Below are 11,834 nucleotides of genomic sequence, written 5' to 3' on the forward strand. Positions count from 1 at the left end.
AGCTGACGCGAGTCCCTGCACCGGAACAAGGACAATCCAGTCGATAACAAACTCAACGTTGATTTTTACGCTATAAACCATCTTAATAGTATGTATACTGAGTAGTAACTAGTGGCCGAGTTTGTCGGTCCGCCTGGAAGGGGCACGGAATGAAGGTCGTACTTTTTTGCGGCGGTTACGGCATGCGGATGCGCAGCGCCGACGGCGACCTGATTCCCAAACCCCTGCAAATGGTGGGCCCCCGCCCGTTGCTGTGGCACGTGATGCGTTACTACGCGCACTACGGGCACACCGAGTTCATCCTGTGCCTGGGCTACGGCCAGGCCATGGTCAAGGATTTCTTCGTCAACTACCGCGAGACCGAGTCCAACGACTTCGTCATGCGCGGCGGCAACGTCGAGCTGCTCGACACCGACATGTCGGACTGGACCATCACCTTCGTCGACACCGGCTTGGAGTCACCGATCGGCGAGCGGCTGCGGCGGGTCCGCAAGTACCTCGGCAACGACGAGTACTTCCTGGCCAACTACGCCGATGTGCTCACCGATGCCCCGCTGGACACCATGATCGACCGATTCCACGACGCGGGCGCCGCAGCGTCGATGCTGGTGGTCCCCCCGCAGTCATCGTTCCACTGCGTCGACGTCAGCACCGACGGCGACATCAAAGAGATCGCCCCCATCGCCAAGTTCCCCATCTGGGTCAACGGCGGTTACTTCGTGCTGCGCCAGGACGTCATCGACCTGATCCCGGAGAACGGCGACCTGGTCGGCGATGCGTGCATGACGCTGGCGGGCACCGGCCGGCTGCTGGGCTACCAGCACGACGGCTTCTGGAAGCCGGCCGACACGTTCAAGGAGCGCGCTGAACTCGACGCCGACTACAACAGAGGCATCCGTCCCTGGGCGGTCTGGGAAGCACCGGTCGCGGCGGGCCAATCGGCATGATGCCACTGTCGTTGGGCACCGGGATCGGTTCCGTTGCCGTAATCGGCGCGCACTGCGACGACATCGCGATCGGCGCGGGTGCCACCCTGATGCACCTCGAGCGCAACAACCCCGGCCTGGTCGTCCACGCCCTGGTGCTCACCGGCGCGGGCACCGAACGCGAGGTCGAGGAAAAGAGCGCTCTGGCAGCACTTCTGCCGCAGGCCGACGTGCGTCTGACCGTGACAGACCTACCCGACGGGCGATTGCCGGAACACTGGGGATCGGTCAAGAGGCACCTCGCCGACTTCCGCCGCAGCTGCGAGCCGGACCTCGTCCTCGGACCACAGCGCGGTGACTACCACCAGGATCATCGTCTGCTCGCCGAGCTGCTTCCCACCGAGTTCCGGGCGCACCTGGTGCTGGGCTACGAAATCTTGAAGTGGGAGTCGGATCTACCCAATCCCACGTTCTACGTGCCGATTCCAGACGAGCTGGCGCAGCAGAAGGCCCAGCTGTTGGCCGAGTCCTACCCGTCACAGCTGGGGCGGGACTGGTTCGACGACGAGACGTTCCTCGGCTTGATGCGGATCCGGGGCGTGCAGTGCCGCGCCCGGTACGCGGAGGCATTCGTAGTGGAAAAAGCCGTGCTGGATCCGACCGTCGGGACGCGGCGCAGCTAGCCAGTACCGCGAACCACCGCACCGAATCAGCAGAGGGGACAAGAGATCCGCATGAAATACACACCCACCAGCGTTGCGGGCGTGACGATCGTCGACATCGAACCACACCGCGACCACCGCGGGTTCTTTTCGCGGGTATTCTGCGCCGAGGAATTCGCGCAGCACGGCCTTATCGCCGAGGTGTCCCAGACCAGCATCTGCTTCAACCAGACCCGGGGCACCGTGCGCGGTCTGCACCGCCAGCTGCCGCCGCACGCCGAGGCGAAACTGGTGCGCTGCATTCGCGGTGCCATCGCCGACGTCGCCGTGGACGTGCGGCCGACATCGCCGACCTACGGCAAGCATGTGATGGTGGAACTGAGCGCCGACAACCACCGCGCGCTGTTCCTGCCCCCGTACGTCGCCCACGGCTTCCAGACCCTGACCGACGACACCGAGATCATCTACCAGATCAGCGGTCCCTACGTGCCGGGCAGCGAAGAGAACTTCCGCTGGAACGAACCGACCTTCGCCATCCAGTGGCCGCTGCCGGTCACCGTCATCTCCGAAAAGGACGCCAGCTGGCCGCTATTGGAATCGATCGCACTGACCGAGCCACACAGCGAGGCGTCATGACCGACACACACGAAACACGTTCGGGCTAGGTCGAATATGACGCACGACACCCTCCCCCGGGCCGCCGTCCGCATGGTCGTCAGCGGCAGCATCGTCGAACGCTGCAAAACCGACGAAGTGTTGTCGATCATCGGGTCGCGCCTCGACTCGCCGTCCGGCCGCGGGCTGGCGGTAGGCTCGGTCAACCTCGATCACCTGCATCATTTCCGCACGGTGGCCGCCGCTCCCGCTGGACAACTGGAATGGCTGCTGCTCGCCGACGGTATGCCGATCGCGTGGCGGGGTCAGTTGCTGACCGCACAGCCGTGGCCCCGTGTGACCGGAGCAGACCTGCTGCCCGCCGTGCTGGCGCTGGCCGAAGCGGGCGGGCACCGCGTCGGCTTCTTCGGCGGCACCGCCCAGACGCATCAACGGCTGGCCACCCGGCTGCGGGAAAGCTATCCCGCACTGGTGATCTCGGGCATGTGGGCGCCGGGCGCCGACGACATCGAAAAACGTTCAACGTCCTTGTGTGCGGCGATCCGTGCCGCCCGCACCGACATCCTGATCGTGAGCCTAGGCAAGCCGCGCCAGGAACAGTGGGTCGACCAGCACGGACACGCCACGGGCGCAAAGGTTTTCCTGCCGTCGGGCGGTGCCATCGACTTTCTGGCCGGCACCACCAACCGGGCGCCGCAGTGGATGCAACGGTCCGGGCTGGAGTGGCTGTACCGGTTGACCCGCGAACCGCGGCGGCTGGCCCGCCGGTACCTGTTGCAGGGACCGATCGCGCTGCTGCGCGCCGCGCGCGCCCAGCTCATCTGTTACCCCGGCGTCCACTATGTCGCCACCCCAGCCCACGTCGAAACCTCCGGCACCGCAACCGAAGCGGTGCCCGCATGACCGAGGGAGCGGCCAGCATGACTGCCACACTGCCGGCACACACCAGCCTGCCGTCCGTACTCACGTTGCCCCCGCGGCGTGTGAGTGCCATCCCGCGCTGGCAGCAGCGATACTCGGCGCGGTTGCGCGTCACCGACTCGCTGATCGTGTGCGCGGCAATCATGCTCGCGCAGTTCCTCCGGTTCGGTGACGACCCGCACATGTCGGGTTACCCGGGTCCGGTGATGACGCTGTTCTCCTGCGTCTTCGCGGCACTGTGGCTTACCTCGATCGCCGTGTTCCACACGCGCTCCCCGCGGATCATCGGCGCCGGAATCGACGAGTATCGACGCATCGTCAGCGCGTCGTTCTCGGTGTTCGGCATCATCGCGATCATCACGCTGCTGGCCAAGATCGACCTGGCCCGCGGGTATCTGGCGGTCGCCCTTCCGGTCGGCACGCTGGGCCTGGTGGCCAGCCGCAACCTGTGGCGAAAGTACGTGTGGCGCATGCGGATCAAGGGTCAGTACCAGACCATGGTGCTGGCGATCGGTGACCGGTCCGGTGTGGCGCACCTGGCCCGGGAGCTGATTCGCAACCCACGAGACGGCTACGTCGTTGTCGGGGTGTGCATCCCGGGTTACGGCCCGCAACGCGGCGAGATGCTCACCGTGGGCGGCCGGGAAATCCCGATCCTGGGTGACGAGTCCGCCGCGGTCACCGCCATCGGACACTGCGGCGCTGACACCGTCGCTGTGACCCGCACCGAACATTTCGGCGTCCACGGCATCCGCGACCTGATGTGGCGGCTGGAGACGATGGACGTCGACCTGGTGGTATCGCCCGGAGTGATGGATGTCGCCGGCGCGCGGCTGACCATGCGGCCCATCGCGGGATTCCCCTTATTGCACGTGGAGAAGCCGCAATACGAAGGGACACAACGCCTGCAGAAGCGCGCGTTCGACTTCTGCTTCGCTCTGGCCGCCCTGCTGGGGACCGCACCGGTGCTGCTGGCAGCCGCGGTGGCAATCAAATTGACCAGCAAGGGACCTGTCTTCTACCGCGCCGAACGGATCGGTCTGGACGGCCGCCCCTTCACGATGTTGAAGTTGCGCACCATGGTCGACGGCGCGGACAGGCAGATCGATCAGCTGCTCCCACTGAACCAGGGTGCCGGCGGCATGCTGTTCAAGATACATCAGGACCCGCGAGTCACGCCCGTCGGAAAGATATTGCGCCGCTTCAGCATCGACGAACTCCCGCAGTTCATCAATGTGCTCAAGCAGGACATGAGTGTGGTCGGCCCGCGCCCGCCGCTGCGCCGCGAAGTGGAGAACTACGCCGGGGAGGTCAAGCGGCGCCTGCTCGTCAAGCCGGGGGTGACCGGCCTATGGCAGGTGAGTGGCCGTTCCGATCTGTCCTGGGAGGACTCGGTGCGACTCGACCTGTCCTATGTCGACAACTGGTCGATGGCCGGCGATGTCGTGATCATCGCCCGAACTCTGCGCGCCGTCCTGGCCAGCGACGGAGCCTACTAGATGAAGGGCGACACCGTGATCGAGCCGACGGCTCGTGAAATTCACGACGCGGCACCGGAGTCCGGGCCACCGGCAGCGGATGTGCCACAGTCCCGGATCGCGCACGCGATCTCGATTCAGCTGATCTGCCGGGTGCTCGGGATGCTGGCGTCGGTGGTGTCGGTTTCGATGACCGCCCGCTACCTGGGTCCCGGCGGATACGGCCAGCTGATGGTTGCGGTCGCTTTCATCGGAATGTGGACCAGCATGACCGATCTCGGTATCACCACCGTGATCGTGCGGCGCGTCACCTCCGGCCGAGGTGAGCTGGAACGACTTGTTCGCGTCAATAGTGGCCTGTCCCTGGTCTATTGCGCGCCGTTGGCGATGCTGGCCGCGGTCACCGGATGGCTGCTCTATCGCGACGCCGACGTGCGGGTGATGCTGGTGGTGCTGTCCGGACAGCTGTTGATGTTGACGGTACGGACGCGGTTCGATCCGGTATTCCTTTCCACGGTGCGCTTTTCCGCGGTCGCCGCCTCCGATGTGGTGGGTCGGCTGGCCACGCTGGCCATGGTCAGCTCGTTGGTGGCCACGCACGCCGATGTGGTCTGGTTCGCGGTCGCACAGCTCATTCCGCCAGTTGTCCAGCTGGTGATCCAGGGTACGGCGGCAGCCCGGCACGTCGCGCTGCGCCCGATCTTCTCCGTTCGCGAGTCGGTCGACCTGTTACGGGAAAGCCTGCCGTTGATGGGCGTTGCGGTGATCGGCATCCTGTACTGGCGCGCCGACGGGGTGATCCTGTCGTTGCTGAGCAGCCATGCCGAGGTCGGCGTGTACGGCCTGGCCTACATGATCGCGTTCAATACCGAAGCGTTGTCGATCTTCTTCCAGAAATCGACGCTGTCGACGGCGACCACGCTGTACTCCCGCGATGTCAGCGCCTACGTCGACTTCCTGCGCCGCAGCGTCGAACTGATGAGCTTCGTCGCCCTGCCGGTCGCCGTGGTCGGCAGCCTGCTGGCCGCACCCCTGATCGAATTGTTCGGTGACCGGGAATTCGTCAGCCGCGGGGCGCCGACGCTGGCACTGCTGCTCATCGCCGCCGCATTGCGGTTCGTCACCGGAACCCTGGGCCAGGGCCTGTTCGCGTGCCACGAGCAACGATTCTTCTTCCGGGTTTTCGTGGCAACGCTTTTCGTCAACGTTGCGCTCAACCTCGGTCTCGACGGTCGCTTCGGTGCCGTCGGTGCCGGCATCGGTCTGGTCTGCACCGAGCTGTTCGGGTTGGTGTTGGCCAGCTGGCGGTTGCGTCGCCACTGTGGCTACCACACGCCGTTCAACTTCCTGCTGCGGCTGCTGGTCCCGACCGCGGCCAGTGCCGTTGTGGTGCTGCTGCTTTCGGGCCTGCACGTGGTACTCGTGCTGGGCGCCGCCGCGGCAACCTACCTCGCCGTCAACCTGGCGATCGGCCCCGTCAAATTGTCGATGTTGACCGCACTCTTCCGGAAACAGGTGACCGCATGACAACCCAGCTGGACCGCGCGTATCTCAAACCCCCCACCCAGAGCGACACCGTCCTGCAGGCCGATCGGCCGCTCTCGGCGTTGATCGTCACCTACAAGAGTCATGACCTCGTGGAGCAGTGCCTGGCCGGACTGGCCGAGCATGCCCCGGAGCTGCCGGTGTACGTCTACGAGAACAGCGGTGACGAGTACCCGGGCCGCGAGGAACTGGCCGCCCGCCACCCGGATGTGCACTGGGTGTTGGGCGCGGTGAACCTCGGTTTCGGCGCTGCCTTCAACGCCCTGGTCGAGCACACACCGGCAGACACCGATCTGCTGTTGCTGAACGCCGACACCCGGCTGACCGGGCCGCTGACGCGCACCAGGGAATTGCTCCGCCGGCCCGGGGTGGCAGCGGTCTCACCACTGATCGAGGACCCTGCCGCGGCCGGCCCACAGCGTTGGGACATCGCGACCCGTCGCCGCACCCTGACCCGCGCCCTGGTGGCCGCTGCCGGCTACTCCGACCGGTTGCGGGGCACCCCGCTCTCACACCTGTACACCGAGCAGCCCGCGGAGTCGCACAGCATCGAAGGCTATGTGGCCGGCATCTGCCTGGCGATCAAGCGGGCCGCCTGGAATCAGATCGGCGGCTTCGACGAGGAGTTCTTCCTCTACGGCGAGGAGACCGACTGGCAGGAACGGGCCAGTGCCGCGGGCTGGCGCGTTCTGCTCGCCGACGAACTCGACGTCGAACACGGCAACCCGGCGGCCGCCGACGGCGCCCGCGACTCCGCGTCGGCGCACGGTGCACAGGTGTCCACCGTCGAGCGCTTCCGCAACCGGGATTTGTTGCGCGCCAACATCGCCCTGCTGCTGGAACGGCGCGACAGCGTCCACCACGCCGACGTCTACCTGGCCGCCACATCGGTGTTGGACCGGGTACAGCGCTCCAAACGCGAGATACGCAACCGCACCCTGGCCACCACCGCAGCCAGGAACACCGGCAAGCCGTCCATCGTGATCACCACCAACCGTCTGGTGTACGGCGGCGCGGAGCGCCAAAAAGCGTTATTGGCGGCAGAATTGGACCGCCGTGGCTATTCCGTCACGATCGTGTGCATGCAACGGTTCGGCCCGCTGATCAAGGAGATCCCGCACAGCGTGCGGGTGGTGCGTCAGCCATGGTGGGCGCCGATGGTCGACCTGCCCGCTGGTCCGGCGGTCCTGATCAGCGGCGACACCAACACCGAGACCGGGTTTGCCACGCTCTGGCGGGCCGCTTCCCGCGAACGGCGCTGGCTGGTCGCCCCGCACGTACCGCCGGAGACCGACCGGCCCATCTACTCCCGGCCGCTGACCGCCGCGATGAGCCGCGCCGACGGTTTCATCGCGCTGGCACAACGGCATTGGGACATGCTCACTCCCCACCACAAGCTGAGCGCACAGCCGTTCATCGCCCCCAACGGCGTCGACGCACCGGGGCAGCCCACCCGTCGGGTCCGCGCCGCGGGCGAACCGCCCCATCTGGTGATGTTGTCGCGCATCGTGGAACACAAGAATCCGCACGTGCTCATCGAGGCACTGAGTGGGCTGACCGAACTTCCCTGGAAACTCTCGATTTTCGGGGACGGGCCAGACCGGGAGAGGTTGGAGTCCCGCACCCCGGCTGCCTTGCGCGATCGGGTGCAGTGGTGCGGCTGGTCACGCGGACCCGGGCCGGCACTGGCTGACGCCGACCTGCTGTGCGTGCCGAGTCGCTCCGAAGCCTTTCCCCTGGTGATACTGGAAGCAATGTCGCGCGGGGTGCCGGTGGCCGCCTCCGGCATCTGCGCGGTTCCCGAGATGCTGGATTTCGGCCGGGCCGGATTCGTCGTCGAGCCGGTCGCGGTATCGGCATGGCGCGACCAGCTGGCCCAGATCCTCACCGATCCCGGCACACTGCCGGAGGTCGGGCAGCGCGGCTGGGAGCGCCTGCGCACGCACTACACGGTGCAGGCCATGACCGATGCCTACCTCGACGCGATCGGTGCCGTAACCTCCAACAGCACGAAAACCACAGAAACGAGTGTCAGATGAAGTGCCGCCTGTGCGACTCAGACCGCATGCTCAGCATCCTGGACCTGGGCGCGACTCCGCCGTGCGAAAAGATCCTTGCCGCAGACGAACTCGATCTGCCCGAGGCCACCTATCCGCTGCACCTGCGGCTGTGCGAAGACTGCCTGCTGCTGCAGATCCCGGCGCTGATCACCCCTGAGGAAACTTTCACCGAGTACGCTTACTACTCCTCCTATTCCGACAGCTGGGTCCAGCACGCGGAAACATTCGTGGCGGATGCGGCCACGCGTCTCGGCCTGGGTCCCGACTCGTTCATGGTCGAGGTCGCCAGCAACGACGGCTATCTACTGCAGCACGCGGTGGCCCGCGGCATCCCGTGCCTGGGTATCGAACCGTCGATCAACGTCGGCGCCGCGGCCACCGAGCGTGGCGTGCCCACAGTCTCGGCGTTCCTCGATCAGGAACTGGCGTGCAAGGTGCGTGCCGAACACGGCCCGGCGAATCTGGTGGTCGCCAACAACGTTTATGCCCACATTCCCGATCTGCGTGGCTTCACCCAGTCCCTGCGCGGACTGCTGGCCGACGACGGCTGGCTGAGCATCGAGGTGCACCATGCGCTGAACCTGGTGTGCCTGGGCCAGTTCGACACGATCTACCACGAGCATTTCCAGTACTACACCGTCTTCTCGGCGCAGAACGCGCTTGCCAGTGCGGGTTTGGCGGTCGTCGACGTCGAACTGCTCCCCACGCACGGTGGTTCCATCCGCGTCTGGGCCCGGCCGATCCAGGTGGCCGGCCGCCCGACCGACCGGGTCAACAAGATCCTGCGCATCGAGGAAGCAGCCGGGTTGCACCATCCGGAGGGGTACCTGCAACTGCGCCGGCGCACCGAGCAGATCCGCCAGGACCTGTTGCGTTTCCTGCTTCAGTGCCGCGCGGAGGGCAAGCGGGTGGTCGGCTACGGCGCGCCCGGTAAGGGCAACACGCTGCTCAACTACTGCGGTATCCGCACCGATCTGCTCGAGTACACGGTGGACCGGAACCCTTACAAGCACGGTCATTTCACGCCGGGTACCCGGATACCGATTCACGATCCCGAGCTCATCGCCAAAGACCGCCCGGACGTGGTGCTGGTGCTGCCCTGGAACCTGGAGACCGAGATCACCGAACAGCTCAGTTACGTCAGCGAGTGGGGCGGCCAGATCGTCTACCCACTCCCCACCCTGCACATGGCGACCGATGTGACGCGTAGTGCCGCGCTGCGGTGAGCGGCTGCCGCGGGTGCGGTGAGGATGACCTGACCCGGGTGCTGGACCTGGGGAATGTGCCTGCCGCCGACCACTTTCCACTCGCCGGTGAGCCGGTGAGCCCGCAGGAGACAGCGCATGCGCTGGCGATGGACCTGTGCGGCTGCTGCGGCCTGGCGCAACTCGCCGATGACGACACCGTGACGGAGGAACCCCGCGGCATCGAACCGCAGGCGCTGCGTGACCAGGCTGCCGACGCGGTGCAGCGGGTCGCGACGGCCGGCTGGCTGCGCGGCAGCACAGTTCGTGAGTTCGGCAGCCCGCACGGCGGCACCTGGTTGCCGTTGCTCGCCGAGCGCGGTTACGCCGAGGCCGAAGTCGCAGATCTGGTGCTCGACTCCTTCGGCGTGATGCACGAAGCCGATCAGCGGGCCGGATTCCAGCTGCGGGCCAAGGTCACCAAACCTGGCGGGGTGTTATTGGTGCAATTCCCGTCGCTGATGGCAATGGTCCAACAGGGTCAGTGGAATTCGTTGCGCCACGGGCATTTCGGTTATTACTCGCTCACGGCGGTGACGAACCTGCTGCGCGCCGTCGACATGAGCGTGGCTACCGCGTGGGAGTTCGACCTCTACGGGGGAACTTTCCTGGTGGCCGCGGTGCACGGGCACGTCGAGCGCGACGCGCGCGCCAACGACATCCTCGCGCGCGAACAGGCATTCGGAGTGACCAAGCCGGCGGTGCTGCAGGGCCTGCAGCAGGCGGTCGACAGCCACGCCGCCCAGCTGCGCGCATGGCTGGAGGCCCAGGCCGAGCAGCGGCACACCGTGTACGGCTATGCCGCCGGGTCGCGGGTGCCGGCATTGTTCAGCATCGCGCAAGTGAACCGGAACCTGATCAGTGGCATTGCCGATGGATCGCCGGCCAAACAGGGACGCCGGTTGCCTGGCACCGATGTGGAGATCATCTCCCCCGAGCAACTGCTGGCCGCCGACCCCGACCGAATCCTGTTGACCCTTCCCGATCTCTATGACGAGCTGCAGCGAACGTACCCGCAGTTCGACGGGCGCTGGTGGGTGGACAACGGACCGCAGCGGGACCGGTGACAACGTGAAATCCCCCCGGGTGCTGTGGCTTTCACCCTGGATGCGACCCTTGGCGCGGGTCCAGGCCGAGGCGTTGAGCCGCCACGGAGCCGAGGTGCTGCTGGTGACGTCCGACCAGCATCCGGAGTCTGACGCTCCCCGCGACTACGAACTGGTACTCGACCCGCGGTTTCGGACGGCTGCGACCTGGCCGGCCACTTATACCGCCTGGCGTCGTATCCGCGACTACCGTCCCGACATCGTGATCACCGAACTGATTCGCGATCCGCGCTGGATAGCGTTGGCCGGACGGGTCCCGCGAATCCAACTCGTGCATGACGACCGACCACACGATGCCGCCGAGCAGCGGCCCTCCTACGAACTGGCGGTGTTCGATCGGTGGGGCGCTCACTCCGCGGCCACCATCGCCTACAGCGACTACGTGGCAGCCGGGATAGTTGGCCGGCGCGACGTGGCGGGCACGTCCGTGCGCGTCGTCCCGCTCACCAGTGACCTCGACCCCGGTCTCGTTCCGCCGCTGGCCGGTCCCGACCAGCGCCGTGATTTCGTGATGATCGGCCGGCTCAACCCGTACAAGAATCTCGACGTGGTGTTAGCGGCCTGGCAGCGGCATGTCGACGGAAGCTGTTGGCGCGGAGATGATCTGGTGCTGGTCGGAGATGGGTCGGTAGACGCCGCGTACCTGCCGCCGCACACCCGGTGGCGCTCGGGTCGGTACCGCTACGCCGATATGGTGGGCACCCTCGCGGCCGCGAAGGGGTCGGTCGCGCACTACCGGCGTGCCTCGCAGAGCGGGGTGCAGGTGCTCTCCATGCAGTTGGGGGTGATGCCGATCGTATCCACGATGGGCGGCCTGCCCGAATACCAGCCGTCGGACTGCCCCCCGGTCGGGGTCGACGACATCGCCGGTCTGGCAGCCACTTTCGACATGCTCGCCGACCCGGAGACCGCAGCGCGGCAGGGTGCGGTGGCGGCGCAGCACTATGCTCGCCGTTTCGCCGTCGACCGGGCCGCCGGCCGACTTCTCGAAGTGATCGACGATGTGCGTCGAGCACCAGGTGACCGGGTGGGCCGGGGCCACGCCCGCAGCTCGGCACGAGGCTGATCACCCGTCAAGCGGATGCGTCGTCGTTGTCGGGGTTGAGGAGTTTTTCGGGGTGGTGGTAGGTGTTGGTTCTGGGTTGGCCGTGGTCTTGGTGGGGTGGGGGGAGCCATTCGGTGTGGCCGCGGGTGTTGGTGCGGGTGGTCCAGCCGTGTTCGGCCAGGCGGTTGTGGATGCCGCAGGCCAAGGTGAGGTCGGTGATGTCGGTGCGCTG

At 66.4% G+C, this 11,834-nt stretch carries 10 protein-coding genes and 1 pseudogene; 10 read left to right on the forward strand and 1 reads right to left on the reverse strand.

Annotated features, from left to right (window positions below; all coding sequences use genetic code 11):
• The first annotated feature begins 149 nt into the window (after positions 1–149).
• The 10 genes from AC5Y3Z_RS24585 to AC5Y3Z_RS24630 are packed head-to-tail and all read left to right on the forward strand — an operon-like array spanning position 150 to position 11,623.
• Positions 150–947, forward strand: coding sequence for a glycosyltransferase family protein (locus AC5Y3Z_RS24585; RefSeq protein ID WP_463827450.1), 798 nt, complete (start codon positions 150–152; stop codon positions 945–947).
• Positions 944–1,609 carry a PIG-L deacetylase family protein gene (locus tag AC5Y3Z_RS24590; protein ID WP_463827449.1) on the forward strand — a complete coding sequence of 222 codons (666 nt, stop codon included), beginning with the start codon at positions 944–946 and terminating at the stop codon, positions 1,607–1,609. The genes AC5Y3Z_RS24585 and AC5Y3Z_RS24590 overlap by 4 nt, the downstream gene beginning before the upstream one ends.
• Positions 1,610–1,660: 51 nt before the next feature.
• Entirely contained in the window at positions 1,661–2,224 is a 564-nt protein-coding gene (rfbC, locus tag AC5Y3Z_RS24595) for a dTDP-4-dehydrorhamnose 3,5-epimerase (RefSeq protein ID WP_463827448.1), read from the forward strand.
• 36 nt (positions 2,225–2,260) lie between these two features.
• Positions 2,261–3,106, forward strand: coding sequence for a WecB/TagA/CpsF family glycosyltransferase (locus AC5Y3Z_RS24600; protein ID WP_463827447.1), 846 nt, complete (start codon positions 2,261–2,263; stop codon positions 3,104–3,106).
• 17 nt (positions 3,107–3,123) lie between these two features.
• On the forward strand, positions 3,124–4,623 hold the full coding sequence (locus AC5Y3Z_RS24605) for a sugar transferase (protein ID WP_463827446.1): 1,500 nt from the start codon (positions 3,124–3,126) through the stop codon (positions 4,621–4,623).
• The gene (locus AC5Y3Z_RS24610; protein ID WP_463827445.1) at positions 4,624–6,129 is read left to right on the forward strand and encodes a flippase; all 1,506 of its coding nucleotides are present in this window, start codon (positions 4,624–4,626) and stop codon (positions 6,127–6,129) included.
• A complete protein-coding gene (locus AC5Y3Z_RS24615; RefSeq protein WP_463827444.1) occupies positions 6,126–8,186 on the forward strand; it encodes a glycosyltransferase in 2,061 nt (686 codons plus the stop codon). The genes AC5Y3Z_RS24610 and AC5Y3Z_RS24615 overlap by 4 nt, the downstream gene beginning before the upstream one ends.
• On the forward strand, positions 8,183–9,433 hold the full coding sequence (locus tag AC5Y3Z_RS24620; protein WP_463827443.1) for a methyltransferase domain-containing protein: 1,251 nt from the start codon (positions 8,183–8,185) through the stop codon (positions 9,431–9,433). Before AC5Y3Z_RS24615 ends, AC5Y3Z_RS24620 begins: the two co-directional genes overlap by 4 nt.
• A complete protein-coding gene (locus AC5Y3Z_RS24625; RefSeq protein ID WP_463827442.1) occupies positions 9,430–10,518 on the forward strand; it encodes a transferase in 1,089 nt (362 codons plus the stop codon). The genes AC5Y3Z_RS24620 and AC5Y3Z_RS24625 overlap by 4 nt, the downstream gene beginning before the upstream one ends.
• Positions 10,519–10,537: 19 nt before the next feature.
• A complete protein-coding gene (locus AC5Y3Z_RS24630) occupies positions 10,538–11,623 on the forward strand; it encodes a glycosyltransferase family 4 protein (RefSeq protein WP_463827514.1) in 1,086 nt (361 codons plus the stop codon).
• 7 nt (positions 11,624–11,630) lie between these two features.
• Here AC5Y3Z_RS24630 and AC5Y3Z_RS24635 read toward each other — a convergent pair.
• Positions 11,631–11,834: pseudogene (locus tag AC5Y3Z_RS24635) on the reverse strand (hypothetical protein); the annotation flags it as partial.

The sequence above is a fragment of the Mycobacterium sp. NGS61 genome (genome assembly GCF_059812325.1).